18 protein-coding genes are annotated in these 23261 nt (G+C 43.5%); 10 read left to right on the top strand and 8 right to left on the bottom strand.

All coding sequences use genetic code 11. The features are described 5' to 3' along the window. Positions 1–564: 564 nt before the first annotated feature. Positions 565–1311: a hypothetical protein gene (locus tag ACTXGL_RS11800; RefSeq protein ID WP_443526959.1), complete on the top strand. Its 747-nt coding sequence runs from the start codon at positions 565–567 to the stop codon at positions 1309–1311. A 186-nt stretch (positions 1312–1497) separates the two neighbouring features. Further along, the gene (locus ACTXGL_RS11795) at positions 1498–2244 is read left to right on the top strand and encodes a hypothetical protein (RefSeq protein WP_443526958.1); all 747 of its coding nucleotides are present in this window, start codon (positions 1498–1500) and stop codon (positions 2242–2244) included. 228 nt (positions 2245–2472) lie between these two features. Here ACTXGL_RS11795 and ACTXGL_RS11790 read toward each other — a convergent pair whose 3' ends face one another. Further along, a complete protein-coding gene (locus ACTXGL_RS11790; RefSeq protein WP_443526957.1) occupies positions 2473–2910 on the bottom strand; it encodes a DUF3429 domain-containing protein in 438 nt (145 codons plus the stop codon). Between the two features lie 72 nt (positions 2911–2982). Further along, positions 2983–4335 carry a DASH family cryptochrome gene (locus ACTXGL_RS11785; RefSeq protein WP_443526956.1) on the bottom strand — a complete coding sequence of 451 codons (1353 nt, stop codon included), beginning with the start codon at positions 4333–4335 and terminating at the stop codon, positions 2983–2985. 359 nt (positions 4336–4694) lie between these two features. Here ACTXGL_RS11785 and ACTXGL_RS11780 point away from each other — a divergent pair, with 359 nt between their 5' ends. Then, a complete protein-coding gene (locus ACTXGL_RS11780) occupies positions 4695–4940 on the top strand; it encodes a hypothetical protein (RefSeq protein WP_443526955.1) in 246 nt (81 codons plus the stop codon). Positions 4941–5088: 148 nt separating this feature from the next. Here the strand turns inward: ACTXGL_RS11780 and ACTXGL_RS11775 are convergent, their stop codons facing one another. Further along, positions 5089–6567, bottom strand: coding sequence for an aldehyde dehydrogenase family protein (locus ACTXGL_RS11775; RefSeq protein ID WP_443526954.1), 1479 nt, complete (start codon positions 6565–6567; stop codon positions 5089–5091). A 289-nt stretch (positions 6568–6856) separates the two neighbouring features. Here ACTXGL_RS11775 and ACTXGL_RS11770 point away from each other — a divergent pair, with 289 nt between their 5' ends. The 7 genes from ACTXGL_RS11770 to ACTXGL_RS11740 all read left to right on the top strand — a co-directional run bounded on the left by ACTXGL_RS11770 (position 6857) and on the right by ACTXGL_RS11740 (position 15230). Beyond that, positions 6857–7462 (top strand): TetR/AcrR family transcriptional regulator, encoded by a 606-nt coding sequence (locus ACTXGL_RS11770; protein WP_443526953.1) that lies wholly within the window; start codon positions 6857–6859, stop codon positions 7460–7462. 402 nt (positions 7463–7864) lie between these two features. After that, the gene (locus ACTXGL_RS11765) at positions 7865–9076 is read left to right on the top strand and encodes an iron-containing alcohol dehydrogenase (protein WP_443526952.1); all 1212 of its coding nucleotides are present in this window, start codon (positions 7865–7867) and stop codon (positions 9074–9076) included. 134 nt (positions 9077–9210) lie between these two features. Further along, a complete protein-coding gene (locus tag ACTXGL_RS11760; protein ID WP_443526951.1) occupies positions 9211–10260 on the top strand; it encodes an NADP-dependent oxidoreductase in 1050 nt (349 codons plus the stop codon). 157 nt (positions 10261–10417) lie between these two features. After that, complete coding sequence (locus ACTXGL_RS11755) at positions 10418–11095, top strand: type 1 glutamine amidotransferase domain-containing protein (RefSeq protein WP_319051519.1); 678 nt, start codon at positions 10418–10420, stop codon at positions 11093–11095. 44 nt (positions 11096–11139) lie between these two features. Continuing rightward, positions 11140–11769, top strand: coding sequence for a glutathione S-transferase family protein (locus ACTXGL_RS11750; protein ID WP_319051518.1), 630 nt, complete (start codon positions 11140–11142; stop codon positions 11767–11769). A gap of 409 nt (positions 11770–12178) precedes the next feature. Continuing rightward, positions 12179–13867, top strand: a complete 1689-nt coding sequence (locus tag ACTXGL_RS11745) for an MFS transporter (RefSeq protein WP_443526950.1) — start codon at positions 12179–12181, stop codon at positions 13865–13867. 70 nt (positions 13868–13937) lie between these two features. Continuing rightward, entirely contained in the window at positions 13938–15230 is a 1293-nt protein-coding gene (locus ACTXGL_RS11740) for an HlyD family secretion protein (RefSeq protein ID WP_443526949.1), read from the top strand. A gap of 130 nt (positions 15231–15360) precedes the next feature. Here the strand turns inward: ACTXGL_RS11740 and pdxH are convergent, their stop codons facing one another. The 5 genes from pdxH to cysS form a co-directional block, all read right to left on the bottom strand. Continuing rightward, positions 15361–16032: a pyridoxamine 5'-phosphate oxidase gene (pdxH, locus tag ACTXGL_RS11735; RefSeq protein WP_443526982.1), complete on the bottom strand. Its 672-nt coding sequence runs from the start codon at positions 16030–16032 to the stop codon at positions 15361–15363. 69 nt (positions 16033–16101) lie between these two features. After that, a complete protein-coding gene (gene glmM / locus ACTXGL_RS11730) occupies positions 16102–17469 on the bottom strand; it encodes a phosphoglucosamine mutase (RefSeq protein ID WP_443526948.1) in 1368 nt (455 codons plus the stop codon). Between the two features lie 195 nt (positions 17470–17664). Beyond that, a complete protein-coding gene (guaB, locus tag ACTXGL_RS11725; RefSeq protein WP_443526947.1) occupies positions 17665–19137 on the bottom strand; it encodes an IMP dehydrogenase in 1473 nt (490 codons plus the stop codon). A 268-nt stretch (positions 19138–19405) separates the two neighbouring features. Then, complete coding sequence (locus ACTXGL_RS11720; protein ID WP_443526946.1) at positions 19406–21421, bottom strand: mechanosensitive ion channel family protein; 2016 nt, start codon at positions 21419–21421, stop codon at positions 19406–19408. 154 nt (positions 21422–21575) lie between these two features. Next, on the bottom strand, positions 21576–23036 hold the full coding sequence (cysS, locus tag ACTXGL_RS11715; RefSeq protein WP_443526945.1) for a cysteine--tRNA ligase: 1461 nt from the start codon (positions 23034–23036) through the stop codon (positions 21576–21578). Positions 23037–23261 lie beyond the last annotated feature (225 nt).

Raw genomic sequence — 23261 nt, 5'->3', positions numbered from 1 at the left:
CTGACTATATTGGTTATGCTATGACAGTAGATCGAGCGTGTCATTAGCTTAAATGGTAGGAAAATATAACGCGAATTTATGACATCGACTTTTTATAGCTATAGCATAGACATGAAGCCGTAGAGGATAAATAGCTATCATAATGATAAAAGAGGCATGTTAGCACATCAATTAATATACTCAGGTTTAAATGTGTTATTGGCAATTGATAGTGCTCTTGACTTAGATTAAAAAGTTAGGTTTAGATCATTATGGAGACGCTTGCCCTTATTAGACAAAACTCTATTTACTGATTGAAAGTGAGAGATGGTTTTTGCAACAAGCTCAATAACTACAGTAACTTTTAGCTATCAGACAACAGCTATAATCGCTGATTGTAGACTGATGGGCAGTTTTCGTTTGCTGAGATGACATTTGGATAACAACTCTATTTCATTTTTACACATCTACATTGCTTATATCTTTTCTTGTACAGACATTATTTACCAAACCATTAATAATCGCATAGTGTTATATATAAATAAGTAAAATGATTTAACAAATGAACAGTAAAGGAGCACATCGATGAATGATGAAATTTATGATTTAGGTGCAGGGTTTTGGAGTATTCGAGGATCATTTATAAAAAATGGCATTATCGATATTGGTGTCCAATGTGCTCTAATAAAGCGACCATCAGGACGATTTATTTTTCTGGATAGTTACACATTAACGGGAGATTTACGTCAACAAGTCATGGCACTGACCAATGAAGGTAGAGATGTCGAAGCCGTCCTCAACGTCCATCCATTTCATACGGTACACTGTGCCCAAATGGCACAAGATTTTCCGCAAGCGACATTTTATGGCAGTAGCAGACATCCGCAACAAGTCCCTGAGGTTAGCTGGGCTGATGACTTGGTAGAAAGTGACGCGGTCGCTGAGCGTTATCCTGAGCTTCAATTTTCCATACCTAAAGGTATTCACTATATTGCGCCTGATGAAAACGTTCATGCAAGCTCATTGCTGGTATATCATCCTGCTAGCCAGAGCATTTATGTCGATGATACTTTTGAGATACCACCGTCAAAGCTATTCAATGCAGTACAGCCCAATCTTGGCTTGCACCCAACCACCAAAAAAGCACTCAAAACGGAACAAAACGCGGGCAAGCACTATTGCGATTGGGCAGTAGGTCTGGCACACGAGTGGCGTAATGTTCGTCATTTTTGCGGTGCACACTCAGGACTGATGGTATTTGAGGAAGGTCAATTTGAAGCAGCGCTCTTGTCAGTCATTGATAACACTCGCAATGAGCTTGAGAATCAATGATGCTAAAGACGTCTATGTTTGAGAGGTACAATATCTAAGAATACAATGTTTAGAAGACCCTATATTTAGGAGATAGAGTACTTATAAGCTAACATGCTCATAACCACTTACAGTAAGAGCAAAAAGATAAGAATAGAAAGTCATTGTGATTTTTTGAGTTAACACATTAAATAAGGAGAATTATAAATGTCAGAACAGATTCATGATTTAGGGGCAGGATTTTGGAACATACGCGGGTCATTCCGTATTGGCGGTGTAGTGAACATTGGTACCCATTGCTCGCTTGTTAAGCTGTCTTCAGGACGTTTTATATTTTTAGACAGCTACGCTTTAACAGGTGATGTTCGAGACGAAGTCATGGCACTAACCAACAATGGACAAGATGTCGAAGCTGTTCTCAATGTCCACCCGTTCCATACGGTGCATTGCGCCCAAATGGCAAAAGACTTTCCGCAAGCAACATTCTATGGCAGCAGCCGTCACCGCAAAAAAGTGCCAGAAGTGAATTGGGCGGATGATTTGGTAGAAAGTGACGCAGTCGCCGATCGCTATCCAGAGCTCAAGTTTTCGATGTCAGAAGGTATCGCTTATATCTCATCAAACGAGATGATTCATGCAGGATCGTTACTGGCCTATCACCCTGCTAGCCAAAGCTTGCATGTTGACGATACATTTATGAGTCCACCAATGAAGCTACTAGAGGCTGTCTTACCTGAGCTTATACTGCACCCCACCACCAAAAAAGCCCTCAAAGATGAGCCAAACGCGGGCAAGCACTATTGTGACTGGGCAGAAGCGCTAGCACACGAATGGCGCGACGTTCGTAATTTCTGTGCGGCACATTCTTACCTTGTACAATTTAAAGAAGGTGGATTTGAAAAAGCATTGGTCAAAGCCATCAAAAAGGCTCGACCCAAGTTAGAAACAGCCTAGACTTGTGTATCGACGAACGTAGTCTGTGTACATAGATTTTATCAATACAAAGGAGGCTACCAATATGGTAGCCTCCTTTGTATATCTTGCTCAATAATACTGGTTGCACCTAATCATTATATTTAGTGATAGTCATATGTTAGAACAACTATATGCTAAATCAACCATAAGCTAGAACAACCATATACTTAATCGTAGAGTGAATATTTTAGTACTATATCGTATAACTTATAGCTGCAGAGCGGCTACGATTAGAGATGCTATTACTATTCCTGTGACATAGGTTCTCACTTTAAGATAATTCTGAGTAATGATACGCGCTTGATTGAGGCCATAATCAATCACCCACATACTGGCAAAACTAGCTGCTAATAACCAAATAAAACTGACCGTAGATAGTATTAAAAACCCGAACCATAAGACAAGCGCTATCATATTGCTTAAAAAGGACAATTTAATAGCCCATCTATCATTATCAGCCAAGCTCAGATGATTACCCCAATGCGCGCCTGCCATAAACGAAGCAATCACCAAGCCATATATACTCAGCACCTCAGTCGTCTTTCCCAATACAGGTATCGTATCACTATCTATAGCCAGTAAAAGCGCGCAAGCGATAAAGGGTATAGCACCTGCAAAAGTGAGATAAGGACTTGGTTTTTTCATGGTCTAAACCTATTTTGATGGTATGGTTAGTCTATTCAAAGCTGTAGCCTGCACATCCGCAATGTTTAGCAATTATTCATCGCTCTTTTTAATATTGCCTTGCCATTGTCGAATAAACGCACCTTCTGGATCGTATTGCTGAGTTTGCTTTTTAAGATTGAACTGTCGGGATCCTCTTGGATCAGCACCCACACCTGCCAAATACTGCCAGTTGCCCCAATTGCTACCAACATCATAATCAATGAGGTGTTGCTCAAAGTAAGCTGCCCCGTAACGCCAGTCAAGACCCAGCTCATGGATAAAACAGCTTGCGACCAGTTGCCGTCCGCGGTTCGACATATATCCCGTTGTGTTCAACTGATTCATGCACGCATTAACGATCGGATATGGCGTTTGACCCCGCGTCCATTGTGATAGACGTTCTTCATCTAGCTGAGTTTCTGGCGAGTGCTGACCGATACCTGTGAACCAAAATAGCTTTTGCTGATGCGTTATCGCGTACCAATAGAAATACTCGCGCCATAGCAGCTCAAACCATATCCAATAGGTAGAGCCATTGGCAATAATGTCGCGCTCATAACGGCGTAGACGATTTAATACCGTATTTACAGACAGTGAACCATTGGCAAGCCACGCAGAGAGTTTGGTAGACTGTGTCCAGTTATCAAGCGCATTTCGCGTGGTCTTATACGTACTTGGTGCCTCAGAATCAAAATAACGCTCCAAATGTTTGAGACCGTTTGACTCCCCGCCTCTAAAACTATCGACCTCTTGCAAGTCGCATTGATGCGCGTCACAAAAATACTCACTCTTATCAGCCATACTCTCAGGCATTGGCGCCAGTGACTCTGGCGTTGGACAAATGATCGCATCTTCTTCGGTATGCAATAAATCATGATCATTTTCAATTTTCTTACGAAATTGGGTGAAGCTCTTGGGTAACTGATCTAGCGGTAACTCATCGAATAACGTGGCCGTTGTCTGGACATGCCAGCGTATCTGCGGGTGTTTATCCTGTAGTAAAGCATATACCTGATTCTGATAATAATCAGAGGTTTTACTGACACATATATCCGTTACTTGTTGGACTTCAATCAGCTCTTGCAACTGCGTAAGTGTGTCTAGCACTACAGTGTCTTTTTTTAGGTACAGCAGTCTATTACCAAGCTGCGTTAGTGAGGCGTTCAAATCAGCCAAGCTTTCTTGCAAAAACTGCTCGCGAGCACTACCCATAGTGTCATAATGATAAGCGGGGTCACTGTTTTTATCATTCAACCCCTCCGCCAATGACGATGCATAGACAAGCAGTAATTTTCCATTGCTAGATAGTTTAGCTGCTGTCGACAATGTCGCATTGTTCGCTACTCGCAAATCATTATGAAATAAGACCAATGTGACATTTTTATCGGATGGCTGATGTGACATATCTAAACCTCCTGCTATGTATTTTAATTATGATGTTTAAGATTTTAGAGTAGCTTGCATAGACAGTTCAATGTAACTTGAGTATAGAAAAGGCAAGTGAGCACGCTATAGACATGGTCAAATCAGAGAAGCGAGTAGATATGAACCAAGCAAACGTAGAAACAAATAGGCGACATATTTTTTGAAGTAATGATATAAATCCACTATCTTTTGTTGGCATCAAACAGTGAGACAATATAGTGACTCTACTTAGCATATATCAGATGTTGATTAGACAAGATGTCATACCCTAAATATCACTATAACCATTGACTCTCAAGAGCTTGGCTGCTTAAATGACTTACCTCTAGGAGAATATAATGACTAAAGAAAATACAGCTGAAGAGAATAAATCAGACGAAAAACGCAAACTTATCAATCGGTTTTTGATGAAACTCACAAAAGATCAGCCTCAAATGTATTACGCCACAACCTCTGAGATATCTCGGAGTATTCATACCATGATAAAGGAGCATACCAACCGCTTGTCAGTAGAAGAGCAAGCACTGGTAAGACGCATGTCCATCGAAGAGATTGAGGGATTATTAGGTTTTCATGCTAGATAAATGACTAAGGCATATCCTCATTTTGAAAATCGTGGTACGCCCGAGCTGGCTCTCACATGTATTGTTCTCAGTTGATTGCTGAACGCCATAAAAAAAGACCGCTATCAAAGCGGTCTTTTTTGTTGCCAATTGTTCTAATGTAACACTACTAGAATGGATACTGACGTGGTTCATTTTGCATTGAGATCCAATGCGTTCTAGTGAACTCTTCAAGCACCCACTCGCCGTTAAAGCGACCGATACCTGAGTTTTTCTCACCCCCGAATGGTGTATTGCTTTCATCATTGACTGAGATATCGTTGATATGAGTCATACCCGCTCGAATACCGCGAGCGAAGCGCAGACCCTTTTGCATATCGGCTGTGAATACCGCACTAGACAATCCATACATAGAATCATTGGCGATCGACAACGCATCTTCTTCATCCTTGGCACGGATGATACCTACTAGTGGTCCAAACACTTCATTACATGACAAGTCCATCTCTCGCGTGACTTCGGTAAAGACATGCGGCGGTACGACTTGACCTTCAATCTCGCCACTCAATGCCATTTTAGCGCCTTCTTCTTGTGCTTGAGCGATTTTATCCTTAAGTGATTTGAGTTGTTTTTCATTGATGATTGGACCGACAGCAGTGTCTGGCTTGTTTGGATCGCCTACATTTAATGTTTTAACATGAGCCAAGAACCGCTCTACAAAATCATCATATATCTCGTCTTCTACAATCACTCTATTGATCGCAATACAGATTTGACCTTGGTGCAAGAATTTACCAAAAGCAGCCGCTTTAACAGCTTGCTCGATATCCGCATCTTTTAATACAACAAACGGGCTGTTACCACCCAGTTCAAGCGCGACTTGCTTGATGTACTCACCGCCATTGGCTAGCTCACCGATATGCTTACCTACTGATGTCGACCCTGTGAATGACACTAGGCTTGGCGCTTTGTGCTCAACGATGGCATCGCCTATTTCGCTACCTGAACCAACCACAACGTTTAATAAGCCTTTTGGCAGACCTGCTTCTTCAAACACTTTTGCAAGCAGTAGACCACCTGTCACTGGCGTGTCACTAGCAGGCTTTAATACGACAGCGTTACCCAACGCCAAGGCTGGCGCAATCGAGCGCTGGGTTAAATGTAGTGGAAAATTCCATGGGCTAATAACCGCCACGATACCGATAGGCTCGCGGTAAATGAAGTTTTCTTTACCAGGCGTGTTCGATGGACGAATCTCGCCATGTACACGATTAGGGAAAGTCGCTGCTTCAAGTGTAATCGCGCGTGTAGCACCGAACTCAACCATCGCTTTGATACGGGTACTACCTGACTCTTTGATCAACCAATCAACGATTTCTTCTTGGCGCTGATCTAATATGTTGACCACTTTATACAACACAGCAGAACGCTCTGCTGGTGTCTGCGCAGCCCACGCTTCTTGAGCTTGGGTTGCAGCATCATACGCTTCGTTCAGCTGATCTTTGGTCGCTTGCTGAATCTCTACGAGCGTATCGCCGTTATAGGGATTTGTATTGGTATTAATGCTATCATCTTTACCTTTTTGCCATTCTCCTGCGATGAATTGCAAATGAAAGTCATTGTAGGCACTGGTATCGTTCGTTGACATAATAATCCTTATTTTACTTTGTTATGTGACACATTTATCTTCAATATCTAAAATAGTGTATTAGCAATGGGCTATCTGTTTAGTGACTGGTAAGAATAAAAGCCACCTTGCTAGACGACTGGTCTAATGCTACCATAGCTCTTAATAAAACGAGACAACTTTGTCAGTAAATATTGTTGATGAAACGTAACCACTACAGCTAAATATTATTAGAATAGGCCGACAATATGACGCTCAATGAAGCCTGACTACTCTATTTGTACTACTATCAAGGGAGACTATCCTATCTATGTCTACTGTTACGGACACGACTACCACACCAGATACCAAGGCGCACTTACTGACTACTGGCTACCAATTGATAGCTAAGAAAGGCTTTACAGCTGTTGGCTTAAAGCAAATTTTGGACACAGCAGGTGTTCCTAAAGGATCTTTCTATCATTATTTCGCTTCTAAAGAAGCGTTCGGTGAAGCTATTATCGGTCACTATTTTAGCCTATACAAAGCGCGCTTAGATATTATCGATGCTCAGAACGTTACCGCTCAGCAAAAACTGTATGACTACTTTCAAAATTGGTACGACACACAGCAGAATGGCTGCGACCACGAGAGATGCTTGGTGGTCAAGCTAAGTGCAGAAGTCGCTGATATGTCAGAGACGATGCGTAAGGCACTTGACACGGGCTATCAGCAAACCACACTGTGGCTGACCGAGCAGATCAAGGCTGGATGGATAGATGGCTCAGTACCTCGTCTAGATAATATCTCAGCTGAGAGTATGGCCAAGCGCTGGTATTTTGCCTGGCTTGGAGCAAGCTTGATGGCTAAAATCAGCCAAACGAATACGCCTTTGGCTGAAATCTGGCAAATGACAACGACACAGATGGGTCGATAGATGCTTAGATCAATAGGTTCTTAAGCTAATATATTTTTCATACACTCTTACAATAGCTATCTTCGGATAGCTTTTATTTGTTGTAAGTTTTCAGATAAGTCATCTTTAATTAATTTGTATTTAATATAAACAGCATGCCGGATAAGCGTTTAACCTTAATACTGTCCATACGCCGCTACCTACCCTCTTATATATAACCATTTATCCCTAGCGCTTTTGTCCTTCTTACTGTCTCAGACCAAAATATTTTATACGACAGTTTTGTAAATATTACTAGACGACTGGTCTAATTGATGTACAATGCGCATAAATATTCAGAGTATATGCGTATAAGCATTGCTCGCCACTCATTGTTTGATATCAAACATTTAATAGAACCATTTCATTAACATTAGGAATTTTATGAACAACTTTCAATATTACAATCCAGTACGTATCGTCTTTGGCGAAGGTCAAATCGAACAGTTATCAGACCTAGTACCTACTGATGCCCGCGTTCTGATTACTTACGGTGGCGGTTCAGCGCAGCGTACTGGTACATTAGATGAAGTAAAAGACGCCTTGGCAGTAAGTGGTAACCGCACTGTTTTTGAATTCGGTGGTATCGAAGCTAACCCAGAGTTCACAACGCTCTTGAAAGCTGCTGATATGGTCAATGAACACAACATTGACTTCCTATTAGCAGTTGGCGGTGGTTCAGTCATCGATGGTAGCAAATTCGTTGCACTCGTCTCCTCACTCACTGAGGAAGACGGTACTGTCTCACGCGACCAAGCTTGGGATGCGCTGACTGGGTATTGCAAAAACATCGACTCAGCTGTGGACTTAGGCGCAGTATTGACGATCCCAGCAACGGGCTCTGAGATGAACTCGGGCGGCGTGATCAACTATAGCGAGCGTCAAGCAAAACTACCATTTGGTAACCCACTTGCCTTTCCTAAATTCTCAATCTTAGATCCAATCAAAACACTTACCCTACCTGAGCGTCAGGTTATGAATGGTGTTGCTGATGCATTTGTCCATGTGATGGAACAGTATTTGACTTATCCAGTAAATGCAAAAGTTCAAGATGCCTTTGCTGAAAGCTTACTAAAGATCCTTATCGATGAAGGTCTAGTGGTTAAGCAAGATTCAGACAACTTAGAAACACGTAAAAACATTATGTGGACAGCGACTATGGCACTGAACGGTCTAATCGGTACAGGCGTACCTCAAGACTGGACAACGCATATGGTTGGTCATGAACTGACGTCATTGCATGCTATCGATCATGCACGTACGCTAACCATCGTCTTGCCATCAGTAATGCGTGAGCTAAAAGAAAGCAAAAAAGAAAAACTACTTCAGTATGCACGCAATGTATGGAACATCACTGATACCGATCAGGATGATGACACCATCATCGAGACCGCTATTGTCTACACTGAAAACTTCTTCCGCGAGCTTGGCTTGCCAGTTAGCCTAGAAGACGTTGATTTGACTGAGTCAGCAATTGACCCAATCATCAAACAGCTTGAAGCCCATAATATGGTTAAGCTTGGTGAACATGGCAAGAACGACTTAGATGTGTCACGTCGTATCTTGGAGCGTGCTGTAACTAGCAAAGCCTCGTAGTCAGAAACATTATCATATTAATGAAAAATACATATCGTTATGCTATCTATAGTAGTAGCTATTCCATGCTGAATAGCTACTACATTTAACACCACTATTATAATCACAATGAATAACGATAAAGGAGTCCTATCATGAGCTTCGACAAACAACAGAATCAAGAAGTAAACCGTCAAATTAAACTTGCCAGCCGCCCTAATGGTGAACCAACCGCTGATAACTTTGATATGGCAACCAGCGATATTCCAACGCCAAACGACAATGAGATGCTACTACGCACGGTATACCTATCATTAGATCCGTATATGCGTGGACGCATGAGTGATGCAAAAAGCTACGCTGATCCTTTAGCAGTCGGCGATGTCATCATGGGCGGTACTGTCGCTCAGGTCGTCGAGTCCAATGTCGATGGGTTTGCTGTCGGTGATTTGGTGGTATCAAACTCAGGCTGGCAAGACTATAGCGTCAGTGATGGTGATGGTGTCCTTAAACTGGACAAAAACATGTCAAACCCTTCTTATGGTTTGGGCGTATTAGGTATGCCTGGATTCACAGGTTACATGGGTTTGACTGATATTGGTAAACCAAAAAAAGGCGAAACCTTAGTTGTCGCAGCAGCTACTGGCCCTGTCGGTGCAACGGTTGGTCAAGTTGGTAACCAATATGGTCTACGTACTATCGGTGTGGCAGGCGGCAAAGAAAAATGCGACTTTGCGGTCAATGAGCTTGGTTTTGATGTCTGCATCGACCATAGAGCTGATGACTTTGCTGAGCAATTAAAAGCTGCCTGTCCAGATGGTATCGACATCTATTACGAAAGCGTTGGCGGTCAAGTATTAGATGCTGTTCTACCGTTGCTAAATGATCATGCGCGTATTCCTGTATGTGGTCTCGTATCACAGTACAACGCGACCGAATTACCTGATGGTAAAGATCGTTTAGGTATGTTGATGGGTCTTATCTTAAGCCAGCGTTTAACGGTAAGAGGCTTTATTATCTTTGAAGAGTACGGCGATCATTTCCCAGAGTTCTTAGAAACCATGAGTAAATGGGTAGAATCAGGCGACGTCAAAACCAAAGAATATATCGCTGATGGTTTAGACGATGCACCCAACGCTTTCGTCGATATGTTAAATGGCGACAACTTTGGCAAAACAGTTGTCAAAGTAGCTGACGTTAAGTAGCTACTGATAGTTGTCAATCGTTGTTAATAACTACTTAACAACATAACTAGCTAAGATCACTACTGAAAATTACGTTTGAAGCAGGAATAATACTAACAGTCATTTAATGACTGCGACTCAACTGCTCACTCACAATAAACAATAAATAAGGAAAACTATGAACATTTTAATGGTACTAACTTCTCATGACCGTCTAGGCGATACTGGTAAAAAAACAGGGTTTTGGTTAGAAGAATTTGCAGCCCCTTACTATGCATTTTTAGATGCTGGCGTCAACGTGACCCTAGCCTCTCCTGCTGGTGGTCAGCCACCACTAGATCCTAGTAGTGATACTGAAGACACGCAGACCAAAGATACTAAGCGTTTTAAAGACGACAAAGATGCTCAAGAGCATTTGGCCAATACCAAAAAACTTGCTGATATGAAAGCGGAAGACTTTGATTCAGTCTTTTATCCTGGTGGTCATGGCCCACTATGGGACTTGGCAGTAGATAAGAACTCTATCAATCTGATTGAGACCTTCGTCAAGCAAGATAAGCCTGTTGCGTTTGTTTGTCATTCTCCTGCAGCACTCAAGAACGTAAAAGTTGATGGTGAGTACTTAGTAAAAGGCAAAACGGTCACTGGTTTCACCAATTCAGAAGAAGATGCCGTTGGCCTAACAGACGTTGTGCCATTCTTGGTAGAAGATGCACTCAAAGCTAATGGTGGCAACTACGAAAAGGCAGCTGATTGGGAATCGTTTGTCGTCGAAGATGGTCTATTAATCACTGGTCAAAACCCAGCCTCATCAGAAGAAGCAGCTACGCGTCTTGTGGCCAAGCTAAAAGGTTAAGACCCAGAAACTAATAAATCACATCATGTACTAAGGTCGATATTATGATTCGCTTACACCATCTCAATCAATCACGCTCGTTGCGTACGCTTTGGCTCCTAGAAGAGCTAGGCGTGCCTTACGAAGTTGTTAGTCACCAACGTGATGCCAAAACTCATTTGGCACCAGACTCTCTAAAAGCTGTGCATCCACTTGGTAAATCTCCGGTTATCGAGATCGATGGACAGGTTTATGCTGAGTCAGGCGCTATCACTGAGTTACTGATTGAGAGGTTTGCACCAGAGCGTCTACGCCCTGAAACTGGTAGCTCTGATTATGGCTACTATTTACAGTGGATCGACTTTGCTGAGAGCTCACTCATGTTGCCATTGATGCTAGAGCTATTTACCAAAAAAGCAGGCATCGATGACAATGAGTTTTTGAATGGTTATATCGAGACAGAAAAGACAAGATTGTTCAAATATTTGGACACATCGGTTGAAGGCAAATCCTTTATCGTCGGTGATAAACTCAGCGGTGCTGACTTTATGCTGTCATTTGATTTGATTATTTTGGCCAAGCGTCAAAAGCTTGACGCTTATCCTCATATCAAACAATACGCTGAAGCGCTTGCCAGTCTGGATAGCTATCAGCGCGCTATGCAGTTAGAAGCAAAGTATGACGAGTCTATCTAGACTTTTGTTTTAACTACTGCATATCAATCGTATGATGTACATAAGCAGCTCTTTATAGAGCTGTTTTTTATGCGTCCTCTATTTTGTGCTTGTAGTGGTAGCGACAGTATAAGAATAACGACAGTGCAGTGATAAAGGAAGTAAAACTCGCTTTGGTATGTAAGAGATTGAGAGTTAGGCGTACACAACCGACACCACGTTGCCACGTGGCTTATAAGTTACGTGCACATGACAGAATCTCCGCCGAACTCGTGATAAAATCTTTTTAGCGATTATTGAGTTACCCCTCATACTCCCTCAGTAAATCGACTGACCTTTGACGTTTAAAACACCAATGACACTGTCCTGACTCCCCGTCTGGAATCTGTCCTATGTTGCTTCATTTCTTTATATATATTGTGGTCCGCCCATGACTAACGAATATCAGTTTAAGCCCCATGAAAAACCTCTCATGGTAGGCTCTCCAGCCAATCCTGATCATCCTACCCGCCGCAAAGTATTCTATCTACTGATTGGCGTATTCATTGGTCTCACAGCCAGCTTCCAAAACGGTCTACTTGTTGCAAATCTCACTCAAATTCAAGGCGAGATGGGATTAGCGCCTATTGAAGGAGGCTGGATATCTGTGAGTTACAATATGACCAATGCTTGTATTACCGTCCTGCTGTACAAGATCCGTCAGCAATTTGGCATGTCACTTTTTAGTAAGATCACTTTATTCTTCCTACTGGCTGCCACAAGTCTGCAATGGCTGATTAGTAGCCACTTGCTAGATACGCCTAGTATTAGAATCGAGCCCTATTACCTAGAGATTGTCGCAAGGGGCCTTAGCGGTATGGTGGCCAGTGGTATGACCATATTGGGATTATTCTATTGCTTACAAGGTATGCCAACTGTCAAACGGACTAGTGGCTTGATATTGGGGTTTGGCTTGGTGCAGTTTGGTATTCCTTTATCACGTATCATCTCGCCCTACCTTGCCATCGATGGTCAGCTTGAAAACTTATTCTTATTTCAACTTGGTTTGGCACTGATTTGCTTTGGGCTGATTAACCTTTTGGAGCTACCACCAGGTAATATCGAAAAGGTATTTGAAAAACTTGATTTTTTAAGCTTTGCTTTTTTTGCCAGTGGTTTGGCTGCGTTGGCTGTCGTACTGGTGCAAGGTCGAATATTATGGTGGACGACGCCTTGGCTCATTTATCCGCTTATCATTGCTATCGTTGGGATTAGCATTGCATTATGGATTGAGACCCATCGCAAAAACCCAATGTTACAAGTCCGCTGGATGCGTAGCCGTAATATTATTGCCTTTATGGTGACAGGTGCTGTGATGCGAATCTTACTTTCCGAACAGACTGTCGGCGCCGCAGGATTACTTGCCACGCTAGGCTACGGCGGTGATCAGTTGATTACCTTTTACATCGTCATATTGGCCGCCAGTGTATTGGCTTTGGTCATTAGTGTTTTTAGCACCAATCCGATGGATTTACGCAGGCCTGTCATTTTTGCGGTAGCATTGATAGCGTTAGGTTCTTGGATGGATGTTGGTGTGTCTATCAATTCAGCACCTTATATGTTTTATCTCAGCCAGTTTTTAATTGCCTTTGCCGCCGTATATTTTATGGGGCCTTTGGTTTTTGAAGGGTTTTTGCGCGCTATTGCCAGTGGTCCTGCCTATATTATTAGTTTTTCCGTGATTTTTGGTATCTCCCAAACGATTGGCGGTTTGGCAGGCGCAGCAGCTATTCAAGCGTTTACGACCATTCGTACCCAAGCACACTACGCAGATATGGTCAGCTCACTTAATTTGGGTGATCCTGCTTTTAGCGCTCGAATAGCGAGTACTCGTAATATGCTATCAAGTCAGACCACTGACGCTGCCCAAGCAAATGCTGGTGCAGTCAACCAAGCGTTACAAGGTATTCAGCGCCAAGCGGCGGTTGCAGCGTATAGCGATCTGTTCTTTTTGATGGCCAGTCTTGCCACGGCTGTTACGATTATTTTGCTACTCAATTATATTTATAACCGTTATCACAAACGCAACCCGCTGGCTAAAGAGCTCGCTGTCATTGCAAAAATGCGTGAAACCAAATAACTCGATTTGTTGTGTCAACAGTCACATTTAAACCTGTTTGGTGTTTTTATTAAAAATTTAGGAGCGCGTCATGAGCCAAAAAAAACCAGATGAGCTTAACCAAATCTCTCAGGCGTCTACTGGTGCTCCAGCAACAGATACACATATAGCATCGTCTTCTACTCAAGCACAGACGACCACAGATGCAACACAAACAACAGCAAATTCTGATATACCAAATAGCAATAATACGACAGCAGACGCTACAGAAAACCCAGCAGATAGCATTCAGACACCCATGCCAACCAAAGAGCCCATTACAGACACCACTGGATGGTCACCTAAGAAAAAATCCTATCTGAATTTAGCGTTTTTGATCGTGCTGATTGTCATAGGTGTGGCATTGATATTGTATGCGTGGAAGCTCCCCCCATTTACACCTACCACGCAACAGACCAATAATGCTTTTGTCAAAGGTCAGACAACCATTATCAGCCCGCAAGTTTCTGGTTATGTCACTCAAGTGGCAGTGGAAGATTTTGCTAATGTGAAGGCAGGTGATTTACTGATAAAAATAGATGACCGAACGTTTCAGCAGCAGCTCGAACAAGCCCAAGCCAACACTGAAGTCGCTGTCACTAACCGCGCTACTAATGATCAAGATACACAATCGAGTCAAGCACAGATCGAAGCACGCAGAGCGGATGTATACAGTGCCAAAATCAATGTAGAGAGTGCTCGCGAAGACGTCAATCGCTACCAAGGTTTAGATGCTATTGGCGCTGTATCAAAAGCGGAGGTGGCTCATATCAAGGCACAACTTGCCCAAGCACAGGCAAGTATGCAACAAGCAGAAGCAAACCTACAAGCTGCGCAGGAAAATCGAGCAAAAACTAGTGGCAGTCGACCTTCATTGGATGCGAACATCAAAAATGCGGAAGCAGGCGTCAAGCAAGCAAGAATCAATCTAGACAATACTATTATTACAGCACCTGAAGCAGGTCAGCTTAGCCAGGTCAGTGTTAAAGAAGGTCAGTACGTTAGCGCAGGTACTCAGCTCATGTATATCGTACCGAAAGGCATTTGGATTATTGCAAATTTCAAAGAAACTCAGATTGCCAGTATGGCAGTCGGTAAACCTGCAACCATTCATGTCGATGCGCTTGGCGGTGCCAAATTTACGGGGCACATAAGTAACATCTCACCAGCGACTGGCAGTGAGTTTAGTGCAGGTGCGGCTAATCCTGCGACGGGCAACTATATAAAAGTGGCTCAGCGTATCCCAGTACGGATAGACTTAGACCAAAATCAGCCTGAGCTTACGCGTTTGCGTCCTGGTATGTCAGTCTCCGTTGATGTCGATACTGATGCCGATGCTAAATAGAAAGTTAAATAAAATATAATACCGAATAAGCTAAATAATTCATGCAAAAAAGCCACTCTAGATACCAAAGAAACTGGGTCTAGAGTGGCTTTTTTATTTTTGTATAGTCTATAGCGTGAAACCCTAGCAACTATGGTAGCAAACGCTTGGTTGTCCAACCTGTATTGCCTTCGTGACCTTTACTATCGTCGCCGCCACTCTGCGTATATATGATTCGATCATGCATACGATTGGCGCGGCCTTGCCAAAACTCAATATTTTCAACCGTAATCTCATACCCACCCCAAAACGCTGGCGTCGGTACCGTAGTATTGTCAGGATGTGCCGCTTGCAGCTGTTCAAACGTTTGCTCCATGACCTCACGATTTGTAACTTCACCACTTTGCGGCTGACTGACCCACGCACCTACTTGGCTATCGTGCGGACGCTTTTGAAAGTAGCTCGCAGATTTATCAGCATCAATCTTAGCAATAGGACCACTGATACGAATCTGACGCTCGAGCTCATGCCAAAAGAACAGCACTTCTGCATTGGGATTCTCTGCAACATCCTGTCCCTTAGCGCTTTCGTAATTGGTGTAAAAGACAATGCCGGTATCGGTAATCTCGCGCAATAAGACAATACGTACGCTAGGCTTATTATCTGAACCGCATGTCGCTAGGCTCATTGCATAAGGCTCTTGGACCTTCTGTGCAAGCGCCTCATCCATCCACCCCTTAAAAAGCTCAAATGGTGATGCTGGTACTGACTGTTGATCAAGCTCGCCTTTCTCGTATGAGAGGCGTTGGTCGGTAAAATCCATACTCATGATCATTCCCTATTATAGAATTATGATGTCATTATTTTAGTGATTGTTAGGTCAGTATTGATTTTAACCCAATACTGACTTGATCTGATCAGCCAAATCATTTGCCATTACGTCACATTCTATTTCATCATCTGACTCGACCATGACTCGAATCATAGGTTCAGTACCTGATTGGCGAATGAGCAGACGGCCACGGCCGTCTAAGGTTGCTTGAGCCTTATCAAAAGCAGCAACCAGTTCTTCATACTGAAATGGGTCTTGCATCTGAGACAGTCGCACATTGACTAGCTTTTGCGGCAGTACCTCAAAACCCTCGACCAGCTCACTTAGAGCACGCCCTCGTGCCTGCATCACCGCTAATACTTGTAAACCTGCGATGATGGCGTCCCCTGTTCTGCTCTTATCTAGACATAAAATATGACCAGATGGCTCGCCGCCCAATATCCAGCCATTGGCTTCTAAGTCCTGCATCACGTAGCGATCGCCTACTTTTGCACGGGTAAACTCAATGTCTGCCGCTTTTAGCGCCAACTCTAATCCCATGTTACTCATAAGCGTACCAACGACACCTTTAACTTTGTTTGTCGCTTGGGTTGCAAGCACATACAAAATACCATCACCATCGATTAGGTTACCCATCTCATCGACCATCACAATACGGTCACCATCCCCATCTAATGCGATACCGACATCTGCTTCATGCTCAAGTACTGCTTTTTGTAGGCCTTCAGGATGCGTAGAACCACAATCAGCATTGATATTGATACCATCAGGTGTGTTATTAATAGCGATAACAGTGGCGCCCAGCTCACGCATCACTCTAGGCGCTACGCTATAACCTGCCCCATTGGCACAATCAACCACGATGGTTAAATGACTAAGATCATACTGATAAGGGAAGCTGCCTTTACAGAACTCGATATATCGACCTTTTGCATCATTGATGCGATTGTTTTTACCCAGCTGCGAAGGATCGATGATAGGCATAGTGACATCATTGCCATTAGCGCTACTCATAATGGCTGTCAGCTTGTCATTGATAGACGCTTGCATCTCATCACTGATTTTTTTACCGTTACCAGAAAAGAATTTGATGCCATTGTCATAATAAGGATTATGTGAGGCTGAAATAACAACGCCAGCATAAGCATTGAAGCTGCGCGTTAAATGGGCGATAGCAGGCGTCGGTAGTGGACCGAGCATATGAACGTCAACACCAGCCGCATTGAACCCTGCCTGCAATGCGCCTTCAATAACATAACCTGAGAGACGAGTATCTTTTCCAATGACCACACTTGGTTTGCGCGCAGGGTTTTCATTATTTTCTATGAGAACCAGTCCCGTGACATAACCCAGCTTTAGGATAAAATCAGGTGTAATAGGCAACTCGCCAAATTTTCCACGGATACCATCAGTACCAAAATAACTCATTATGTCTCTTCCTCAAGTCCAAAATAAAAGGCCTAACGTATATGTAGGCAAAATCATTATTGTAATAATCTGTTTTGTATTTTACAAAAAAAACAGCCAACAATAATAAAGCATTGTTGGCTGTTTGTATCTCAAGACCACTGTAGCCCTTAAACTGGGCTGGTTTTGAGACCGTATAGGACTATAGAGTAGCGTTTAGCTTACTCGGTAGTTCGGCGCTTCTTTAGTAATCTGCACATCATGAACATGTGACTCTTTCATGCCTGCTGAGGTTACTTTGATAAACTGTGGATTGGTACGCATATCTTCGATAGTCGCTGAGCCCGTATAACCCATAGATGAGCGCAGACCACCAACCAATTGATTGACAATACCAGCAACTGGACCTTTATAAGGAACACGACCTTCGATGCCTTCTGGTACTAGCTTCTCTACGCCATCTTTGGCGTCTTGAAAATAACGGTCTGATGAGCCGTTTGATCCTGACATCGCGCCCAAGCTACCCATACCGCGGTAAGCTTTATAATAACGACCTTGGAACAGCTCAACTTCGCCCGGCGCCTCTTCAGTACCTGCCATGAGCGACCCAACCATGATGCATGATGCACCAGCAGCGATGGCTTTTGCCATATCGCCTGAATAGCGGATACCACCGTCGGCAATCAGTGGGATGCTGTCTTTCAGTGCACTAGCGACGTTATCAATAGCTGAGATCTGCGGTACGCCAATACCAGCAATAATACGCGTGGTACAAATAGAGCCAGGACCGATACCAACTTTTACGGCATCGGCGCCTGCATCGCGTAGGGCTAGTGCTGCTTCACCAGTTGCAATATTGCCACCGATAACTTGAACATGCGGATAGTTCTTTTTGATCCATGATACTTTATCGATCACGCCTTTTGAGTGACCATGTGCTGTATCGACAACGATAACGTCGACGTCAGCTGCGATTAATGCTTCGACACGTGCTTGTGTGTCTGCACCAGTACCAACCGCTGCACCCACACGCAGACGACCTTGGTCATCTTTGCACGCATTTGGGTTGTTTTCAGCTTTGGCAAAGTCATTGACCGTAATCAAACCACGCAAACGGAAGTTATCATCAATCACGATAACTTTTTCGATGCGGTGTTCGTGGAGTAATCTTTTGATGTTTTCGTTACTCTCGCCTTCTTGTACCGTTACCAGCTGCTCTTTTGGCGTCATGATCTGGCTAACTGGTAGTGAGAGGTTGGTTTCAAAGCGCCAGTCTCTGTGAGTGACGATACCCACAACATTATCTGTGCCTTTTTCGACGACAGGGACACCTGAGATATTATTATCTTGTGTCAAACGCAGTAGTTCACCAATCGTCATCTCTGGGTGTACAGTGATAGGATCAACAACGGTACCCGCTTCAAATTTTTTGACACGGCGTACTTGTGTGGCTTGCTTTTCAATATCCATGCTCTTGTGCAAGATACCCATGCCACCAAGCTGTGCCATTGTAATCGCCATTTCAGACTCAGTCACGGTATCCATCGCCGCAGAGATAAGCGGAAGATTAAGCGTGATGTTTTTGGTCAAACGAGTAGAAAGATCAGCAGTCTTTGGCAGAACTTCCGAATAGGCTGGCAATAGTAAAACGTCATCAAAGGTTAAGGCTTCATCGACAATTCGCAACATACAGACCCCTAGTGGTGGTTATTTTGATGGGTAGGAATTCATGGCTTAACATATCAGTCGTTGCAGCTGCCTGCGCAGTGTCGACTCATCGCTAACCACTCAGTTATCCTATAAAAATAACGCCATATTATAACAAATAAGCACCTCTCTGACATAGTCTATTTGTCAGATTATTTTACATAAATGAGTCTTTTTATATTGATAGACAAACTGTGCAGCATTTGCCTATCAATAAGTACTGTATACCCTCGATGAGTTTTTTCTAAAGCTACTCACCTGATTTTAAGGTAAAACGCTCTGTCGGTAGGTACGCGTTTTGCTGCTCATATAAGTAACCAAGCATTTTCTCTCGTACTTCACAAGCAAGCGTCCATGCCTCTATAGGACCTACTCCTGCAACTGCACCGCGCAGCTGAACGGTATTCTCTGTCACATCAACGACAAATATTTCAGGCTCAGTATCTCCATCCCAGAGCTCATTTTCTTTGGTCACTGATATAAAGTGCTGACGAATGGCATCAATATCTGCGCCATAATCGATGTATAAGAATACTGGACAAGTCTGATGCACTTCGGTATGGGACCAGTTCTCTACTTTTTCGGTGATCAACTCACGCATCGGTACGATCAATCGACGTTCATCCCAAGTCTTGAGCACCGCATAAGTGTAACGCAAGTCTTCAACGGTACTAAAATTACCCTCCATGATCACACTATCGCCAATACGTACAGGCTGCGTCACCGCTACCTGTACCCCAGCGATGATATTGCCCAGTATGGGCTGTGCAGCGATACCAAGCACCACGCCTGCTATACCAGCCGAGGTCAGTAACGTCTTGCCAAGCCCTTCCATATTGGCAAATTCACTCAGACCTATCCAAATACTCCCTAATACCATGACAAATATAAAGACGCGCCGAAATATCGATACATAGGTGCGACGACGACGAACTTTGTCAAAGTGCTCCTCTGCCAAGTTTTCGATCTGTAAGTCTTGATAGCGATTTGCAAAAAAATTGATAACACGTATACCAAGCCACATGGCACTCAGTACCAGTCCAGTCCAAATTAGAGGGCGGATGGAAGATGCGACGGCATCTAGATAAGGAAATCCACCAGATACTAAGGTAAAAACGAGTGAAAAACTGATGGTAAATGTCAATGGTACTGTTAACTTGTTGACCAAGTCAGTCACACCATTAGCACTATTGGTGTACTTGTTATATTTCTCCTCATCGACATATCGATTGATGAGCTTTCCTGTACCTTTACTCAGTAACCACCCTAAACCCATGGTCAATAAGAAAAAGAGCACTAGCGATAAAAACTCCCATAGCGCAATCCCAAAAAACTTTAGTTTTAACCAAATAGGTAGATAGCGCTCAAACTCTGCTGGATGATACTGTTCATACAGATTTTCGATATTGCCAACGGTTTGCGCAGAGAACACCCATGTTGGCGCTTGATCTTCTACTCGTACCCGCTCCAAATGAATGGGCACTCGGCGCTCTCGATATTCAATATAGCCAAGTTGAATCGAGCGCCTAGGAATACCCATGACGCTGCTACCATTGCCAAGCGGCGGCTCAATCAAACCATCGGGGCGATCTGGCATATCATCGAACACGTATAGCTCTTTTTGAGTGAGCAGATAATCCAGTTGCTTGGTCAGATCAAGCGCACGGCTGCGCTGATCTTGCTCATCAATCAAATTCATGTTGAGTGCGTAAGCTGCCAAGTCATACTGCTGCTTCATTACTGCCGACTGGAAAAACTCCAAGGTTGCGAGTGGTGTCGCCAGATTGGGCGGCTTGTCTAGAGGTGGTAGTCCTTCATTGATGGTGTTGAGCAGATAATAATTTGCATTATATTCGCCTGTCAGTCCAGTATCGCCTTGTAGTGTTCCCGCTTGCTCTACCGCGCTACGCTCGGTAGGGTCAAATATCTCCTCGCTGATATCAGAGAGATTAACGTTAGTACTTTTGATCGTATTTACTTGTTGAACAGCATACTCAGCTAAGTTGTCCGGCTTACTAATTTCTTGCGAATGATTCTGTTCACTGCCGCTTGTTTCAGCATTAGTGCCTGCTGCATTGGCAGGTGTATGAAGGGCACTGATGGCTATAATAAAAAAACCTAATATAGTTTTTAGTGCATGATGGTGAGCACTAGGACGCTCTGTATTGTGCCAATCTATATTGCGGTGTTCTATATGTCGACTCCTATGGCTTACAGCCGGTGCAGCAACATGAGCATCAACGGTAGTATTTTTTAGAGTAGTCATATTTCAAAGCCAGTAGTCTAAAATGGAAGTGAGTATAAAAGTTGCATTTGATATGCTTTAACCTAATGTAGTGTACAAAAAAAAGCCAGCACAGCGCTGACTTAATTTACAACTATATTCTCACTATTTAAATTATAAATGGTAACTGCTCAATTTAGGCACGGCGCCACGTCGTCCCAGCGCGACTGTCTTCAAGCTCAATGCCAGCATCTTTTAACTGCTCACGAATCTCATCAGCACGTGCAAAATTTTTGCCCGCTTTGGCATCTGCACGTTCGATGATTAGCCCATCAATAACCGCATCACTCAGATCATCTTCTACCTGATCACCAATCACCGCTTGCAAAAACTGCTGCACTGGCTGTTGCAGGATATTCAATACCTGCGCTAGTGTTTTTAATTGCTGCGCTAACTGCCATGCTGTGTCTATGTCTTCCGCTTTGATGGCTTTGTTGATATCGCGAGCGAGACCGAACAAGACGCTGATTGCCGTCGAGCTATTGAAGTCATCATTCATTGCTTTGATAAAGTGTTGACCCGCGTCACTACCGTATGCGCTAGCAACCAAACCTGCATCCACTACGATTGTCTGCTCTTTTCGTTGTTCAGCCAATTTTAATGCGTTGTATAGTCTGCTTAGGCTATTATGTGCTTCATCCAAAGCACTATCAGAGAAATTGACTTGGCTACGGTAATGACTAGACAACAAAAAGAACCTTACCGTCTCTGGCAGGTACTTTGCCATCACATCACGAATGGTAAAAAAGTTGCCTAATGACTTAGACATTTTTTCGCCATCGACATTGATAAAACCAACATGCATCCAATTACGAGCATACTCGCAACCAGTTGCTGCCTCAGACTGCGCGATCTCGTTTTCATGATGCGGGAATTGCAAGTCATGGCCACCACCATGAATATCAAAAGTATTACCTAAGCATTTAGTCGACATAGCCGAGCATTCAATATGCCACCCTGGGCGCCCCTGCCCCCACGGTGAAGCCCACTGCGGCTCGTCAGGCTTGGCAGCTTTCCACAGTACAAAATCAAATGGGTTACGCTTATCGTTTTTGACATCTACTCGCGATCCTGCCTGCATATCGTCGAGATTACGCTTCGATAGTTTGCCATAGTCTGCAAAGCTATCAACCGCATAATAGACATCGCCATTATCACCTGCATACGCATAGTCGCTAGTGACGAGCGTCTCAACCATTTGCTGCATGTCATCGATATGATCAGTCGCGCGTGGCTCAGCATCTGGCATCTCGCAGCCGAGCGCCGTTGCATCTTCATGCATAGCCGTAATAAAACGCTGCGTCAATACGCCAATCTCTTCACCATTCTCAGCGGCGCGCGCGATGATCTTGTCATCGATATCGGTAATGTTGCGCACATAGTTCACGTCATAACCCAATTGCGCCAACCAACGCACCACCATATCAAACCCGACCATCACTCGCGCATGCCCTATATGACAATAATCATAGACGGTCATACCACACACATACATACCCACCTGCCCTGCTTTGAGCGGTTCAAACTGACGTTTGCCGCCAGTCAGTGAGTCATAAATGGACAGCTGAGACATCGCATCTGTAAGTGGTGTGGTCATAGTAAAAGAGCCTTTTAGCATAAATAAAATAGAAAAATTAAAGATATCAGCTGCAGCGAACAAATTCAGCCATAGCGATAGTATAATTATAATTGTCAAAAATTAACTACGGTTAATATCGAAATATAAAACGTAACCCATTATCTTAGCGAAAACAGGCGTAAAATACTACAATGAGCATGCAACTACCACCCTTCAATGATAAAAACCACTAAGGATATAAAG

It is taken from the genome of Psychrobacter sp. T6-6 (assembly GCF_052258185.1).
Lineage (GTDB): Bacteria > Pseudomonadota > Gammaproteobacteria > Pseudomonadales > Moraxellaceae > Psychrobacter.
The sequence above is the reverse complement of the archived record's forward strand: the minus strand, read 5'-3'. Positions and strand labels throughout refer to the sequence as shown.